Origin of the sequence: Oricola sp. (assembly GCF_022763245.1) — a bacterium.
GTDB lineage: Bacteria > Pseudomonadota > Alphaproteobacteria > Rhizobiales > Rhizobiaceae > Oricola.
In genome coordinates, this window is record NZ_JALEGV010000032.1 from 252,606 (window position 1) to 268,467 (window position 15,862).

The following is a 15,862-nucleotide window of genomic DNA, read 5'->3' on the forward strand; positions in this document are numbered from 1 at the left end:
TGCGTAGCGTTACGTAAGCCAGTGCCGCGTGCCGCGGTGGGGGAATCTGGCGCGTCAGGGTATCGCAGTTTGAACATGCAATTTCTCTCCTCGTCCGGATCGAAGGCCCGCCGCACCTTGTTGCGGCCGAGCGTCGTGGCTGCGGGCATCGCACTTGCCGTTACTGTCGCGACGGGGATATTCGCCGAATATCAGAACCGGGTCCTGCACCGACAGAGCCTGCGCGCCGACGTCAGCGAGCAGTTGGGCCTCATTCGCGCGCGGCTCGAAGGCAACATCAACGCCAACATCCAGCTCGTGCGCGGCCTCGTGGCGGTGATCGCGACGGAGCCCGACATCGACCAGCAGCGCTTCAGCCGGATCGCCGAAAGCCTGTTCGAAGATCATTCGCAATTGCGCAACATCGCCGCCGCGCCCGACCTCGTCGTCAGCCTCCTCTATCCGATCGAGGGCAACGAGAAGGCGCTGGGCCTCGACTACCGCACCAATGAAAGCCAGCGCGAGGCCGCCCTGCGCGCGGTCGAGACCGGCGACCTGGTGCTGGCCGGCCCGGTCAACCTGTTGCAGGGCGGAAAGGGCTTCATTGGCCGGTTTCCGGTCTATGTCGAGACCGAGACCGGCGATCAATCCCTCTGGGGCATCGTCTCGGCCGTGGTCGACGTGGACAGCCTCTACGCCGACAGCGGTCTCTATGACGACGAACTGCCTATCGAGATCGCGATAGCGGGCAAGGACGCGCTCAATAGCGACAGCACCGTGTTCTTCGGATCGCCGGAGCTTTTCGAATACGAACCGGTGATCTCCGACGTCACCCTGCCGAGCGGCAGCTGGCGCATCGCCGCGATCCCGCGCGGGGGCTGGGCGCAAACGCCGCCGAATGTCTGGCAGATGCGGTCGCTGATCTTCATCGGCGGCCTGCTCGTCATCCTGCCGATCTTCATCGCCGGTCTGCTCTACGACCAGCGCCTGACCCATCTGCGCCAGCTGCGCCGCAGCGAGGATCAGCTCAAGAAGCTGTCGCGGCGCCTGAGGCTGGCGCTCGACACGTCGAGGATCGGTGTCTGGGAGCTCAATCTCGCCACGCAGCAGCTCACCTGGGACGACCGGATGAGGGAGCTTTACGGGATCGCGGAGGGCGGCGAAGTCAAGGCGTATGACGTCTGGCTGAACGCGCTGCACAAGGATGATCGCGAACGCGCCGAGAGAGAGTTCCAGGGCGCGAGCGAGGCCGGCCGCACCTACAAGTCCGAATTCCGGGTCGTCAGTCCCGACGGGTCCACGCGCTGGATCAGGGCCATCGGTTCCGTGCACACCAACGCACGCGGCCAGCGCTACATCGTCGGCGTCAACTGGGACGTTTCGGCCGACATCCAGATGAAGACGCGGCTGATGGCCGCCAAGCACAACGCCGAATACCGGAACCGCGAGTTGGAGGACGCCCGCGCGCAGATGGAGCGCAACTCGCTGCATGACAGCCTGACCGGCCTGCCGAACCGGCGGTTCCTGGACGAACGCTTGTTCCGCAGCGGCGCCGGCCGCACGGTCACGGCGATGCTGCATATCGACCTCGACCGCTTCAAGCACATCAACGACACGCTGGGTCACGCCGCCGGCGACGCCATGCTCGTGCATGCCGCCTCGATCCTGAAGAGCAATATCGGCCAGGGTGACTTCGTCGCCCGCATCGGCGGCGACGAATTCGTGATCGTGACCACCTCGGCGACGAACGAGGAGCGCTTGTCGGCGCTCGCCGGCCGCATCATCGAAGAGATGCGTCGTCCTGTTCCCTATGAGAACCACCAGTGCCGCTTCGGCGTCAGCATCGGCGTCGCCCTGGCGAGCCCGGACACCGCCGATTACGGCAAGCGCCTGCTCATCGACGCGGACATCGCGCTCTACCGGGCCAAGAGCAAGGGCCGCAACCGCTTCGAGTTCTTCTCCGACTCACTCAAGGCCGAGATCGTGCGCAACAAGCGGGTCGCCGACGACATCCTCAACGGCCTCGAGCGCCAGGAATTCCTGCCGTTCTTCCAGCCGCAATTCGACGCGAAGACGCTGCAGATCGTCGGCGTGGAGGCGCTCGCGCGATGGATGCACCCGACGGAAGGGCTGCGGCTGCCGGACACCTTCCTCGGCATCGCCGACGAACTGAACGTCGTGCCGCTCATCGACCGCACGATCCTCGAACAGACGCTGTGGCAATCGACGCGCTGGAAAGCGGCGGGCGTCCACATCCCGCGCATGTCGGTCAACGTCTCAGCCGGCCGGCTGAACGACGCGGACCTGATCGACCGGCTTGACGGGCTCGCGATCGAGCCGAACACGCTGTCCTTCGAACTCCTGGAATCCATTTTCCTGGACGAGGGCAACGAGGTCGTCGCCGGCAATATCGAGCGGCTGAAGACGCTGGGCATCGATGTCGAGATGGACGATTTCGGCACCGGTTACGCGTCGATCGTGAGCCTGATCAACCTGCGGCCGGCGCGGCTGAAGATCGACCGTCGTCTGGTCAAGCCGATCGTCGGGTCGAGAAGCCAGCGCCGCCTGGTGGCCTCGATCATCGAAATGGGCCAGTCGCTGGGGATCCAGGCGGTGGCGGAAGGCGTGGAGACCATGGACCACGCCGTCATCCTGCGCGACCTGGGTTGCGACATCCTGCAGGGCTACGCCTTCGCGCCGCCGATGCCGTCGGAGGAGCTCATGTCCTTCGTGCGCGAGGAGCGCTGGCGCCAGGTCGCGTGACCGCCGACTTCAAGCCTTTCTCAGGCTTTAGGGTCGTCAGCCGTCATTGGCCGATGTCAGGTCCTCGGGGCGCGTTCCTTCCACGCCGGGGTGAAAATAGCCGCGCTCGCGCAGCCATTCGCGCAGGATCTGCGTGACCGCGTCGGACGGTGTCCTGATCGTCGGTTCGGCCGCGACGTAACTGTGGAGCCCGTCTTTCAGCTTGCTGTCCAGCGTGATGGTCAGGTCCTGCGACGCGGGCGCCGCGTCGTCGTTCGTGTCGGTGATGGGCATGGCCTCACATGGTTGTCTCGTTGCGGGCCTGCGAACCTACTGCGCTTTCCGGCGAAGGGAAAGGCGAGCGCAAACGAAACGCGCCGGCGATATTCGCCGGCGCGCAAGGCGTGTGAGCACTGCAGCCGGTTGACCGGCCACAGCGTGTCAGGCAGCCCGAACGCCCGTGTCGAACGGGATCTCGATGTCGACGGCGAGCGTCGAAACCTGGGCGCCGCGGTCCATCTGGACGCGGACCCTCTTGCCGTCGATCGGCACATGCTTGGCGAGAACGGCGAGGATCTCGTCTCTCAGCCGGGCCACGAGGTCCTGCTCACCCCGCGAGGCCCGTTCATGGGCAAGCAGGATTTGCAGGCGCTCCCGCGCCTTCGGCGCAGAGGCCGGTTTTCGAAAAAAGTTCAGAATGTTCATGCAGCCTTCCTTCCGAAGAACATGCCGAAGAAGCTTCTCTTTTCGCTGGGGATGGTGATCGGGACGGCTTCGCCCATCAGTCGCCGCGCGGCGGCGAAATAGGACTGGGCCGTCTCGCTGCGGGCGTCGGCCAGGGTGACCGGCGTTCCGAGGTTGGAGGCGCGCAGCACGTCGGTGCTTTCCGGGATGACGCCGAGCAGCGGGATCGACAGGATCTCGAGCACGTCATCGACCTTCAACATGTCGCCCGTCTCGGCGCGCGTCGGGTCGTAGCGCGTGACGAGGAGATGCTTCTCCATGCGCTCGCCGCGTTCGGCGATGGCGGTCTTGGCGTCGAGGAGCCCGATGATGCGGTCCGAATCGCGCACCGATGAGACTTCCGGATTGGTGACGACGATGGCCGCGTCGGCATGGCGCATCGCCAGGGTCGCGCCGCGTTCGATGCCGGCCGGGCTGTCGCAGATCACCCAGTCGAAGGTCTTCTTCAGCGCGGTCATGACCTTCTCGACGCCTTCCGGCGTCAGCTTGTCCTTGTCGCGGGTCTGCGAGGCGGGCAGGAGGTAGAGGTTTTCGAGCCTCTTGTCGCGGATCAGCGCCTGGGCCAGCTTGGCTTCGCCTTGGATGACGTTGATGAGGTCATAGACCACGCGCCGCTCGGCGCCCATCACCAGGTCGAGATTGCGCAGGCCGACGTCGAAATCCACGACCACGACCTTCTGGTCTCCCTGCGCCAGTGCGGCACCGAGAGCGGCCGTGGTGGTCGTCTTGCCGACGCCGCCCTTGCCAGATGTGACCACGATCGCCTTTCCCATTCCAGTCTCCTTGTTTGCGGCCGGCCAGCGGCTCAACCGAGTTTTTCCGACATCAGCATTTCGTTTTGGAACCACATGTGGACGGAGCTGCCGCGCAGATCCGGACCCATGTCTTCCGACGTCTTGTAGAAACCGGCGATCGCCACGAGTTCCGCCTCGAGCCGGCTGCAGAAGATGCGCGCGGCGGTGTCGCCGGCCGAGCCGGCCATGGCGCGTCCGCGCAGCGTTCCGTAGATGTGGATCGAGCCGCCCGCGACGACCTCCGCGCCCGAGGCGACGGACCCGACCACCGTGATGTCGCCTTCGAACATCAGCGACTGGCCGGAGCGCACGGGCTCGGTGACGATGATCGACGGCACGGTGCGGCCGGGCTGGAAATCGTCAGGCCGGGTGCGGCCCGAGGAGCGGCCGGTGTCGACGTCCGGCAGTTCGGAAGCCGGCGTGACGAAGTCGGAAGCCGGGCGTCCGCCGTCGATGGCCGGCGGCAGGTCCGGGACGAGCAGGGACGACGCCGCGCCCTCGATGCCCATGACGCGGATGCCGCGATCGCCAAGCTGGCGCGTCAGTTCGCGCAACTGCAGGCGGTCGATGTCGAGCCCGCCGACGTCCAGAACGATTGGCTTGTTCAGGAAATAGCCCGCGGACCGCTCGGCAAGATCGTCCAGTCGGGTCAGCCAGTCATCGAATGGCGGCTCCGGATTGAGCACCATCGCGAGGAAGGAGCGACCCTTGAGACGTATGGGCTGAGCGGTTGTTAGCACTTCGGTCATCTTGGTTAATTTTTCACTGACCAAGGACTACGTTAATGATGGTTAACGAAAGGTTATCAAACGGCGCCGGCGGGGTGTTCCGCGGGCTCGTAACCGCGCCTTTCGGGCATGATCGCGCAGGCGCAAGGCGATCGTCGCTGTCGAGTGCGCGATCTCTCGGAAAGGCAGCCGTTTCAGGGCAGGGACGCCGGCCCCAGGAAGGCCGGCGATTCGCTCATTCCACCGTGAACTGGGCCATCATGCCGGCATCCTCATGCTCGAGGATATGGCAGTGAAGCATGAACGGCACCGCGTCCGTCGCTTCGTGGTCCAGCCGGACGAGCAAGTCCGCTTCGCCCTGGAACAGAAAGACGTCCTTGAGACCGGTGGTCTCGAAGGGGACGTCCTCGCCATTCAGGCGCAGCACCTTGAACGCGGTGCCGTGGACATGGAACGGGTGAGCCATTTCATCGGCGCGGATGCGCCAGAGTTCGGTTTCGCCGCGCTGCAGCCGAATGTCGATCCGGTCGGGGTCATAGCTGGCGTCGTTGATCGACATGACGCCCATGCCTCCGCCCATCATGCCGCCACCCATGCCGCCGGCATGCATGTTCAGGACGAATTCGCGCGTGCGAACGGACTCTCCGAACTCGGCCGTCGGCGCGCCTTCCAATCGTGTCGGTATGGTTTGGGAAGCGGCCGTCTTCTCGCGATCGGGCGAGAATCGCATCACGACGAACTCGCCGTCGCGGCCTTCTTCCGCCTGCGCGGGCGGCCCGGGCAGCATGCCACCCATCATTCCGCCCATCATGCCCGCCATCGGATCGTTGAAGTCCGGCCCGCTCAGCAATGTCACCGCCTTGCCGTCCGAGAAGTCGACGAGCAACTCGACACGCTCGGCCGGCGCCACCGTGATCCCGTCCATGCGAACGGGCGCGGGCAGGAAGCCGGCGTCGCTGGCGATCTGGTGGAACGCGCGGTTATCGGCGAACCGCAGGTGATAGATGCGCGCATTCGATCCGTTCAGAAGGCGCAGGCGGACCAGTCCCTTCGGCACGCTGGCCTGCGGGCGCACCGCGCCGTTGACGACGACAGTGTCGGCGCGGAACCCGTGCATGAGGGCGGGGCCGCGTTTGACATAGGCGAAAGAGCCGTCGGCGTTGAACGCGCGATCCTGGATCACGAGCGGGATGTCGTCGACGCCATAGGTCTGCGGAAGCCCCGCATTCGGCGCTTCGGGATCGTCGACGATGATCATGCCTGCAAGGCCGCCATAGACATGTTCGGCGGTGATCCCGTGCACATGGGAATGGTACCAGAGCGTCGCCGCGGGCTGGTCGACCGGCAATTCGATGTCCCACCGCGCTCCGGGCGCGATCTCGAGCTGGGGGCCGCCGTCGAGGATGGCCGGGACATGCATGCCGTGCCAGTGGCTGGTGACCGGCGAGGACAGGCGGTTTGCCACGCCGATGTGGGCCTGCTCGCCGCGCTTCAGGCGCAGCACGGGGCCGAGATAGGACTGGCTGTATCCCCAGGAGGCGGTCGTCGCCCCATCGAGAAAGCCCGTCTGCCCGCCAATGGCTTCAAGTTCGATGGGGCTGCCCGAGGCCTCGACGAGGGGCGGGATCGGCAGCGGCTGGCCGCCGATCGCCGCCGAGGCGCCTTTCGACAGATAGGGAAGGGCCAGCCCGGCAGAGGCCCCGGCGAGGAATGTACGGCGTGTCAGCTTCATGTCGAGATCGCCCTCCCTTTTGCGACCGTCCGGACTTCGCTTGCCTCATTCGGCCTTGCGAAAGTCCTCGTGACAGGACGAGCAGGTCGCGCCGACGACTGCGAACTGCGTCCTGATGTCCGCCGCCTCTGCGGCCCCCGCAGCGCTGCTCGACAGATCGGCTGCGGCCGACTGCAAGTCTGCGGCATTCTTGTTGAACTGATCCCAGTCCGCCCAGATGGCGGGCAACGCCTCCGTCGGGCTGTCGAGCGACCCCTCGGGAAACAGCGAGGGGATCGTTGCGGCATGTTGCGCCACCGTGTCCGCGGCGTCTGCCGCTGCAGCGGCGTCGAAGGCGTTCTGGCCGCGGATCATCAACCCGATCGTCTTCATCTGCTCGGCGATGTCCTTCATCGCGTCCATGCGCTGCTTGACGACGCCCGACGCATTCGAGTGCGCCATGGCAAGGCCGGTGGTCGCGACGACAGCCACGGCGACGGCCAGTCCGATTGTGCGTGCGTTGCGCATGGTTTCCTTACCTCATTGCGTTCGCGGTCTTCGGATCGATGTCGAAAACTAAAGGTTCCAGCAGGTGGAAACTCAAGGCCGCCGGCCGGGTCCGCGCGTCACAAATGCATGATCACTTGTGCGGGTTTTGCAGGAGCCGGGCGGCACCGGTGGCATCGCGGGCGCGGCGTCTGGGGCTCGACATCGCTTCCCGTTGATGGTTACAAATGAAACTAATACGGTCTTTCCACACCACCACACATGACGAGGAGGCCCCCATGCTCGACACCGTCAAGGACGATCTGAGCGCATCGACGGCGAAAGCCAACGAACTGAAATACATGCCGGGTTTCGGCAATGATTTCGAGACCGAGGCGCTGCCCGGCGCGCTGCCGCAGGGCATGAACTCGCCGCAGAAATGCAATTACGGCCTGTATGGCGAGCAGCTCTCCGGCACCGCCTTCACCGCGCCGAGCCATCAGAACGAGCGCACCTGGTGCTATCGCATCCGCCCGTCGGTGAAACATTCCGGCCGCTACGCGAAGATCGATCTTCCCTACTGGAAATCCGCTCCGAATGTAGATCCGGACGTCATCTCGCTCGGCCAGTATCGCTGGGATCCGGTGCCGCACACCGACGAGGCGCTGACCTGGCTGACAGGCATGCGCACCATGACCACGGCCGGCGACGTCAACACCCAGGTCGGCATGGCGAGCCACATCTATCTCGTCACCGAATCCATGGTGGACGACTATTTCTATTCCGCCGACAGCGAATTGCTGGTCGTGCCGCAGGAAGGGCGCCTTCGCTTCTGCACCGAACTCGGCGTCATCGAACTGGAGCCGAAGGAAATCGCCATCATCCCGCGCGGTCTCGTCTACCGGGTCGAACTCGTCGACGGGCCGGCGCGCGGCTTCGTCTGCGAGAATTACGGGCAGAAATTCGAACTGCCGGGCAGGGGCCCGATCGGCGCCAACTGCATGGCCAATCGCCGCGACTTCAAGACGCCGGTCGCCTGGTACGAGGACCGCGACGCGCCCTCGACGATCACCATCAAGTGGTGCGGCCAGTTCCACACCACCAAGATCGGCCATTCGCCGCTCGACGTGGTCGCCTGGCACGGCAATTACGCGCCGGTCAAATACGACATGCGCAACTACTGCCCGATCGGCTCGATCCTGTTCGACCATCCGGATCCGTCGATCTTCACGGTGCTGACCGCGCCGTCCGGCGTGCCGGGCACGGCCAATATCGATTTCGTGCTGTTCCGCGAGCGCTGGATGGTGATGGAGGACACGTTCCGCCCGCCCTGGTACCACAAGAACATCATGTCGGAGCTGATGGGCAACATCTACGGCCAGTACGACGCCAAGCCGCAGGGCTTCGTGCCGGGCGGCGTCTCGCTGCACAACATGATGCTGCCGCACGGGCCGGACCGCGAGGCGTTCGACAAGGCCTCGAACGCCGACCTGAAGCCGGAGAAGCTCGACAACACGATGAGCTTCATGTTCGAGACCCGCTTCCCGCAGCATCTGACTGAATTTGCGGCGAAAGAAGCGCCGTTGCAGGACACCTATATCGACTGCTGGGACACGCTCGAGAAGAAGTTCGACGGCACGCCCGGCAAGAAATAGGCGGATCCCGCCGGGGCGGAATTCAATCGCCCCGGCAATCCCGCACGGTGATCAGGCGGTGCGGGCGCGCGACAGGAGCAGCGCGCCGGAGAGGATCAGGAGGCCGCCGAGGACCGCCAGCCAATCCGGAACGACGCCATAGAGCGTCATGTCGTAGATCGCCGCGAAGACCAGTACGGAATACAGGACCGGGGCGACGGCGCTGGCGTCGCCGCGCTTCATCGCCTGGATGAGCATCGTCTGGGCCGACACCATCACCGCGCCGAGCATGGCGAGCAGGGGCCATTGCAGCCCCGATGGCCATGACCAGAAGAAACAGGCGACCACCGACGAGACGATCGCGCCGATGCCGTTGTTGATGACCAGAACGCGCATCACCGGCTCGGTCTCGCTCAGCCGCTTGATGAAGATCGCCTCCAGCCCCATGAAGACGGCGGCCGCCAGCGCGAAGAAGGCTGCGGCCTGAAAGGCGTCCGTTCCGGGCTTCAGGATCATCACGGCGCCCGACAGCGCCAAAAGGGCGGCGGCGATCTTGCGCACGCCCAGATGCTCGCCCAGCATCGCGACCGCAAGTCCCATCGTCACCAGCGGGCTGAGGAAGCTGATCGCGGTCGCGTCGGCGACCGGCATTCTCGCCACGGCGGCGAACACCGACGTCACGCCCAGCCATCCGCACAGCGAGCGCACGAGATGCAGGCCCCAGTTTGCGCCGGCCAGGCTCGGCCGATTGCCGGGCGAGGCGAGCAGGAACAGCATCAGCGTGAGGAACGCGAAGACGAAGCGTCCCGCGCTCACTTGAAAGGGATGCAGCCCGGCCAGATCACCCGGCCCGGTGCCGAGCGCTTTGGCGATGATCGATGTCGCGGCAACGAGGCAGCTCGCGCCGAGCATGAACGGAATGGCGAGCGAGGCTCGCGGCGTCGGGGATTCGGTATGGAGGGTCATCTGCCGTCCTCCTAGGCCGCTTCGCGCGCGAATGACACTGAAATCCGAAGGGGCGCGCGGCGCGTGCGGAAAAAAGGTTCGACAGCAGGATGGCGAGGCCGTAACTGACGTAAGGTAATTGTGACCGGCTGCTGCCGGCCGCGGTCGTCGGGAGCCGTGCTTCGCATGATCGACATTCTGGTGGAGCGCCGTCGGGCCTTCGAGAGCGTGTCCCACTACAAGCTGAAATTCATGCTGGCGGGCCTCGATCGCGCGGGCGTGCCATGGCGGTTGATCGACGACCCGGAACAGGCGACCGGCGGCGAGGCGGCCTTTCTCCATGTCGATCTGACCGACGTGCCCGAAGCGTTCCTGTCGGCCGCGCGCCGCTATGATCGCTGCGTGAACGGGGAGGCGGCGACGATCCGCCGGACGCTCTATTCGGCCGCGCGCCTGCAGCCGGGTGACAGCCATGCGGGGCCGGTGATCGTCAAGACCGTGCTCAACAGTCACGGCGCTCCCGAACTGCGTTACAGGAACCGCAAATCGGCACTGACGCGGGCAGGCTATGTGGCGAAGAGGCTGCTGTTGCCTGGCTACAAGAGCCGCGCCTGTCCGGAATACCGGGTCTTGCCGTCGATCGACGCGGTGCCCGACAGGGTGTGGAAGAATGAGCGCCTCATCGTCGAGCGCTTCCTGCCGGGCACGACGGCTCTGCCGGTGATCAAGCAGCGCTTCGACTTCTTCTTCGATGTCGAGATCAACACCCGTACGACGTACCGGTCGCTGCTCTGCGACCCCGCGACCATGATGCACATCGAAATCGCGCCTGACGTGCCCGAAGAGATCCGGCGCCTGCGCAAGAAGCTCAATCTCGATTTCGGCGCGATCGACTACTTCATCGCCGACGGACAGCCGATCGCGATCGACGCCAACAAGACGGTGGCGACGACGGAGAGCTGGCGCAGGCGGGTGCCGTTCGTCGCCCGCCATATCGAGGACGTGACGGATCGGCTGGTGGCGTTCGCCACAAAGGGCTGAACGCCACGGTTGAATCGCCATCAACTGGCAGCTCCGCGAGATTGAGTTGAATTCAACATATTTTCTGCTAGTCTGCCGCGCAGACGGAGGAATTCGCATATGTCTGATGGCGATGTCACGGTTCTGGTCGGAACCACGAAGGGCGCATTTCTGGTTTCTGGCGGCAGCGATCGCAGCGGATGGACCGTCTCGGGGCCATTCTGCGGTGGCTGGTCGATCAACCATGTCATCGGTGATCCCGAGACCGGCACACTCTGGGCCGGCGGAGGCGGGGACTGGTCCGGCGCCGGCGTGTGGCGCTCCGAAGATGGCGGCAAGAGCTGGGAACTGTCCAAGCTCACCAAGGGCACCATGGACGAATGGGCCGCCAACGACCCGGATTTCGCCGCCATGATCGGCTGGACGGACACGCCGCCGCCTTTCGGAGAGGATTTCTCCCAGATTTGGTCGCTGCATTACGCCCATGGCACGCTCTATGCCGGCACCAAGCCGGCGCGGTTCCTTGCCAGCACCGATGGCGGCAAGACGTGGGAGCATCTGGAAGGGCTGGCCAACCATCCCTCCGCCGACTCGTGGAACCCCGGCGCGGCCGGTCTCGTCCTGCACACGATCGTGTCCGATCCCGCCGATGCGAAAAAGCTCTGGATCGGCATCTCGGCTGCGGGCGTGTTTGCGACCGAGGATGGCGGCGAGACATGGGAGCGTCGCAATCGCCTGTCCAACGCCGAGGCCTGCGGCCATCACGATCATCCGGCGGGGCCGCGCGACGGCGAGACCGGCCATTGCGTCCACAACATGATGCGCGCGCCGGGCGATGGCGATCTTCTCTACCAGCAGAACCACCACGGCGTCTGGCGGTCGGCCGACGGCGGGCGCAGCTGGGACGACATCACGGAAGGGTTGCCGTCCACGTTCGGATTTCCAATCCGGGTCCATCCCAGCGATCCCGAAACGCTCTGGACGATGCCGCTCAATGGCGACATGGAGGGCCGTTTCCCGCCCGACGCGGCGGCCGCCGTCTGGCGCTCGCGCGACGGCGGGCAGAACTGGCAGGCGATGCGCGAGGGGCTGCCGCAGGAAGCCTGTTTCTTCACCGTCCTGCGCCAGGCCATGGGCGGCGACCGGCGAGAGCCGGCGGGCGTCTATTTCGGCACCAATTCCGGCTCGGTCTTCGCGAGCACCGACGAGGGCGACAGCTGGCAGGAGATCGCGAGGCACATGCCGACCATCCTGGCGGTGGAGGTGCTGGACCGGGGCTAGGGCCCGGTCCCGATCGTCACAGCTTGGCGCGCAGCCGGTTGACCAGCAGGTCGTCGCGCAGGATGTCCTCCTTCATCGCGCCGAGTTCGCCGACATCCCAGGTGGCGGCCAGATAGCGGCCCTTGGCCCAATCCGCCTGACCGGAGCAAAGCCAGACCGCGAAGCCGGCGGCCAGTTCGGGTTCGTCATCGAGATAGGCGTGCAGGCTTTCCGGCATCTTCAGCCCCAGATCGGTGGCGACGCCACCCGGATGGATGGCGAAGCACTTATGCCGTCCTCGTCGTGATCGCTCTGGACGAATTCGCAGAGCCGATTGATGGCGTGTTTCGACGTCTGGTAGTCCGACGCACCGGGCATCAGCAATTGTGCGCCAATCGACGAAAGCACGATGAGATGGCCGCCGCTCGATCCTTGCGCCGCGCGTTTTGCGGCGGGCTCGATCGGGTGCGGCAGCGTGAAGCGGATCACGTGATAGGCGCCCCGCACATTGACCTTCCAGCTGCGCCACCAGTTCTCCGGGTCGGTTTCGCCAATCTTCATCCACGGGGCCAGATAGCCGGCATTCGCATCCGCGACGTCGATGCCGCCGAACGTCGCCACGCAATCGGCGACGGCGGCTTCGACCTGTTCGGCGCTGGTGACGTCGCAGACCGCATAGGCGCATTGCGTTTCCGCGTTGGCCTGGCGCACCAGTGTTTGCGTCTCCTTCAGCGCGTCTTCCGACCGAGCCGTGATGTAGACCGCGCGTGCGCCGGCCTCGGCGAAGGCGACTGCAGTGGCCTGACCGATCCCGCGTGACGCGCCGGCGATGAAGACGACCTTGTCCGTCGCGCTGCCCTTGAGGCCCGCTTTCGGATCGATCGCGTCATAGCGCGCATGATGGGCGGTGAGGTCGAGGAACTGGGTTTGAATGGACGACATGAGGCGCTCCCTTTCTCCGTCGGTGCATCTGTCGGAACACGTACCCGGCGACGTCGTCCCGCGCCTGCCTCATCCTCCGCGAGGTCTGCCAATTCCTCCGATTCGAGCGACGATCCGGTGTCCGTGGAAGCAAAGCGTGATAGGACGACCGGCATGGAAACACAGATCGATCTTTCGCGGCTGACCGACCTCTGCGGCCGCCATTTCAACGGTATCTCCGGAGAAGCGAAGGATTTGCCGCCGGGCCTATCCGTCCTTCGCCGGCAGGCGCCGAGCGATATCGAGGCCGCGATCTACGAGCCGGTCGTCTGCCTGATCCTTCAGGGGAGCAAGGTCACGTCGATTGGCGACCAGACGGTGTCGCTGCGGCGCGGGGATGCGCTGCTGGTCAGTCACGACCTGCCGGTGGTCTCCCGCATCATCGAGGCGAGCGCCGACGTTCCCTATCTCGCCGTCGTGCTGTCGCTCGATCTCAGCCTCGTGCGCAGCCTCTATGAACAGGTCGCCGACGCGCCGGTGCCCGAGACTCGGCGCCGGTCGCTGTCGAAGGGGCGTGCCGAGGAGAGTTGGCTCGAACCGCTGATCCGGTATTTCGAACTGATGGACAATCCGCTGGACGCGCGCGTTCTCGGTCCTTCCATCCGGCGCGAGATCCATTATCGCCTGCTTGTGTCATCGATTGGAACGATGCTGCGCGACCTGCTCGTCGCGGACAGCCATGCCAGCCGCGTCGCCAAGGCCATTCGAAAGGTGCGGGCGGAGTTTCGGTCTCCGCTCAGCGTCACGGATCTCGCCAGGACCGCAGGCATGAGCGCGTCGTCGTTTCACGAGCATTTCCGCACGGTGACCGGCACGACGCCGCTGCAATATCAAAAGGACCTCCGCCTGATCGAGGCGAAGGCCCTGCTGGTCGACCGGAGCCGAACAGTGTCCCAGGTCGCATTTGCCGTCGGCTATGAAAGCCCGACCCATTTCAGCCGCGACTACAGCCGCAAGTTCGGCCTGCCTCCCAGCCGCCAGGCAACGCCCCTGACGGCTTCGAACCCGGCCTAGGATCGGGTTTCCGTCGTCGCGCCACAGCCTGTTCAGCCGAGATGCCGCTTGAACCAGTCGATCGTGCGGGTCCAGGCGAGTTCGGCTGCTTCCTCGTCGTAGCGGGGCGTGGAATCGTTGTGGAAGCCATGGTTGGCGTCCTCGTAGAAATAGGCCTCGTAGGTCTTGCCGGCTGCCTTCAGCGCCTCCTCATAGGCCGGCCACCCGGCATTGACGCGTTCGTCGAGCGCTCCGTAGTGCAACAGCAGCGGTGCCTGAATCCGCTCCACGTCGGCGGCGTCCGCCTGGCGTCCGTAGAAGGGCACGGCGGCACCGAGTTCGGGATAGGCGACGGCCGCGGCATTGGCGACACCGCCGCCATAGCAGAACCCGGTGATGCCGACCTTTCCGGCAACGGACTCATGCGCCATCAGGAATTCGACGGCGGCGAAGAAATCGTTCATCAGCTTCTCGCCGTCGACCTGCCGCTGCAACTCGCGGCCGGCTTCGTCATTGCCCGGATAGCCGCCCATCGGCGTCAGCCCGTCGGGCGCCATGGCGATGAAGCCGGCCTTGGCGACGCGGCGGGCCACGTCCTGGATATAGGGGTTGAGGCCACGATTCTCGTGCACCACGACGACGCCGGGCGCCATCTCCATCGCGGTCGGGCGAACCAGATAGGCGCGCATCTCGCCGTGGCCGTTCGGGGAGGGGTAGGTGATCCATTCGGCCTTGATGTCGGGATCGTTGAAGCTCACCTGTTCGGCCAGCGCATAATCGGGGCTCATCAGCGACAGGATCGCCGCGGCCGTCAGGCCGCCGACGGCGAATTTGCCGGCGCGATCGAGGAATTCTCGCTTGGTGATGATGCCGTGGGCATAGAAGTCGTAGAGTTCCAGAAGCTCGGGACTGAAGTCCTTCGCGGTCAATCTGCGGTCATGCGTGTTCATCGGGGGGCTCCTCTCTTCCGAGGGTCCCAGAATACCAGCACCACATGGTTTCCCGTCTTGAACATTTCGTGAGGGAAGCGGGGCTGGACGGACGGCGGATCGCGCCTATTTCACCCAGCCGGTCGCGACGGATCTGGCCCAGTTCGGACGGTTGCGCTCACGGGCGAGGCCCGCCATGCGCGCGGTGTCGTAGGGCACGTGCCGGAAGGATGTCATCCAGCCCTCGGGACGCCTTTCCACGATGGCGTAGCAGGCCGCCGGCGTGCCGGTCTGCATGGCGTGGGGATAGGGCTCGTCATCGACGTAACCCGGACAGCCGACGCTCCCCGGATTGAGGACGGTGCGACCGTCGGCGAGATCCACGCGCCTCGGCAGGTGCGAGTGCCCGCACAGCAGAAGGCTCGCGGCGATGCCGGCCGCTTCGGCGGCTATGTCCGCCTCCGGCCGGATCAGCACGCCGCCGTCCGGCGCCACGCGCTCGAACCAGTAGGTCGTGTCGCTCGCCGGGGTTCCGTGACACAGAAAGACGTCGTCCGCGAGGAGCCGGGTCGGCGGCAACGCGCGCAGCCATTCGAGGTGGCGGTCCTCCAACTCGTCATACGCGATGCGGTCCGAGGGGCCCATCTCCTCGGGATCGGTTTCGACGAGCCAGCGGTCGTGATTGCCGCGAATGCAGATCATGTCGCGCGCCATCAGGATCTCGATCGTCTCGCGCGCCGCGAGCGGTCCGCTCAGATGGTCTCCGAGATTGACGATGCTCGCGATGCCTTGCGCGTCGATGTCGGAGAGCACGGCGATCAAGGCGTCCGAATTGCCGTGGATGTCGGCGATGACGGCGAATTTTCTGGCGTCGAACTCTGTCATGGGCACACACTACAGCGCCGCCAAATCCTGC

Annotated in this window: 16 protein-coding genes; 5 read left to right on the top strand and 11 right to left on the bottom strand. The window is 65.3% G+C overall.

Translation table 11 applies throughout. From position 1 onward, the window contains the following. The first annotated feature begins 75 nt into the window (after nucleotides 1–75). Nucleotides 76–2,742, top strand: a complete 2,667-nt coding sequence (locus MRY80_RS14985) for an EAL domain-containing protein (protein ID WP_293291839.1) — start codon at nucleotides 76–78, stop codon at nucleotides 2,740–2,742. A 36-nt stretch (nucleotides 2,743–2,778) separates the two neighbouring features. On the opposite strand, the gene MRY80_RS14990 is transcribed toward MRY80_RS14985, so the two are convergent. From MRY80_RS14990 to MRY80_RS15015, 6 genes are all read right to left on the bottom strand, one after another. Continuing rightward, nucleotides 2,779–3,015: a hypothetical protein gene (locus MRY80_RS14990; protein ID WP_293291840.1), complete on the bottom strand. Its 237-nt coding sequence runs from the start codon at nucleotides 3,013–3,015 to the stop codon at nucleotides 2,779–2,781. Nucleotides 3,016–3,162: 147 nt separating this feature from the next. Then, nucleotides 3,163–3,426, bottom strand: a complete 264-nt coding sequence (gene minE / locus MRY80_RS14995; RefSeq protein WP_293291841.1) for a cell division topological specificity factor MinE — start codon at nucleotides 3,424–3,426, stop codon at nucleotides 3,163–3,165. Further along, a complete protein-coding gene (gene minD / locus MRY80_RS15000; protein WP_293291843.1) occupies nucleotides 3,423–4,238 on the bottom strand; it encodes a septum site-determining protein MinD in 816 nt (271 codons plus the stop codon). Before minD ends, minE begins: the two co-directional genes overlap by 4 nt. A 32-nt stretch (nucleotides 4,239–4,270) precedes the next feature. Next, nucleotides 4,271–5,008, bottom strand: coding sequence for a septum site-determining protein MinC (gene minC / locus MRY80_RS15005; protein ID WP_293291844.1), 738 nt, complete (start codon nucleotides 5,006–5,008; stop codon nucleotides 4,271–4,273). A gap of 214 nt (nucleotides 5,009–5,222) precedes the next feature. After that, complete coding sequence (locus MRY80_RS15010) at nucleotides 5,223–6,719, bottom strand: multicopper oxidase domain-containing protein (protein WP_293291845.1); 1,497 nt, start codon at nucleotides 6,717–6,719, stop codon at nucleotides 5,223–5,225. A 45-nt stretch (nucleotides 6,720–6,764) separates the two neighbouring features. Further along, entirely contained in the window at nucleotides 6,765–7,226 is a 462-nt protein-coding gene (locus MRY80_RS15015; protein ID WP_293291846.1) for a cytochrome c, read from the bottom strand. Between the two features lie 257 nt (nucleotides 7,227–7,483). On the opposite strand from MRY80_RS15015, the gene hmgA reads away from it, so the two are divergent. Further along, on the top strand, nucleotides 7,484–8,839 hold the full coding sequence (gene hmgA, locus MRY80_RS15020; protein WP_293291847.1) for a homogentisate 1,2-dioxygenase: 1,356 nt from the start codon (nucleotides 7,484–7,486) through the stop codon (nucleotides 8,837–8,839). A gap of 51 nt (nucleotides 8,840–8,890) precedes the next feature. Here hmgA and MRY80_RS15025 read toward each other — a convergent pair whose 3' ends face one another. Then, nucleotides 8,891–9,784 (bottom strand): DMT family transporter, encoded by an 894-nt coding sequence (locus MRY80_RS15025; protein ID WP_293291848.1) that lies wholly within the window; start codon nucleotides 9,782–9,784, stop codon nucleotides 8,891–8,893. A gap of 165 nt (nucleotides 9,785–9,949) precedes the next feature. Between MRY80_RS15025 and MRY80_RS15030 the strand changes: the two genes are divergently transcribed. Beyond that, on the top strand, nucleotides 9,950–10,804 hold the full coding sequence (locus MRY80_RS15030) for a hypothetical protein (RefSeq protein ID WP_293291849.1): 855 nt from the start codon (nucleotides 9,950–9,952) through the stop codon (nucleotides 10,802–10,804). Nucleotides 10,805–10,903: 99 nt separating this feature from the next. After that, nucleotides 10,904–12,064 (top strand): sialidase family protein, encoded by a 1,161-nt coding sequence (locus tag MRY80_RS15035; protein WP_293291850.1) that lies wholly within the window; start codon nucleotides 10,904–10,906, stop codon nucleotides 12,062–12,064. Nucleotides 12,065–12,080: 16 nt separating this feature from the next. On the opposite strand, the gene MRY80_RS15040 is transcribed toward MRY80_RS15035, so the two are convergent. Continuing rightward, complete coding sequence (locus tag MRY80_RS15040; protein ID WP_293291851.1) at nucleotides 12,081–12,281, bottom strand: hypothetical protein; 201 nt, start codon at nucleotides 12,279–12,281, stop codon at nucleotides 12,081–12,083. A gap of 2 nt (nucleotides 12,282–12,283) precedes the next feature. Further along, nucleotides 12,284–12,985 (bottom strand): SDR family oxidoreductase, encoded by a 702-nt coding sequence (locus tag MRY80_RS15045; RefSeq protein WP_293291852.1) that lies wholly within the window; start codon nucleotides 12,983–12,985, stop codon nucleotides 12,284–12,286. Nucleotides 12,986–13,138: 153 nt separating this feature from the next. Between MRY80_RS15045 and MRY80_RS15050 the strand changes: the two genes are divergently transcribed. Continuing rightward, nucleotides 13,139–14,038 (top strand): AraC family transcriptional regulator, encoded by a 900-nt coding sequence (locus tag MRY80_RS15050; RefSeq protein ID WP_293291853.1) that lies wholly within the window; start codon nucleotides 13,139–13,141, stop codon nucleotides 14,036–14,038. Between the two features lie 32 nt (nucleotides 14,039–14,070). On the opposite strand, the gene yghX is transcribed toward MRY80_RS15050, so the two are convergent. Together yghX and MRY80_RS15060 are read right to left on the bottom strand one after the other, a co-directional pair. Beyond that, a complete protein-coding gene (gene yghX, locus MRY80_RS15055; RefSeq protein WP_293291854.1) occupies nucleotides 14,071–14,967 on the bottom strand; it encodes a YghX family hydrolase in 897 nt (298 codons plus the stop codon). 105 nt (nucleotides 14,968–15,072) lie between these two features. Then, nucleotides 15,073–15,831, bottom strand: coding sequence for a metallophosphoesterase family protein (locus MRY80_RS15060; RefSeq protein ID WP_293291855.1), 759 nt, complete (start codon nucleotides 15,829–15,831; stop codon nucleotides 15,073–15,075). Nucleotides 15,832–15,862: the final 31 nt, after the last annotated feature.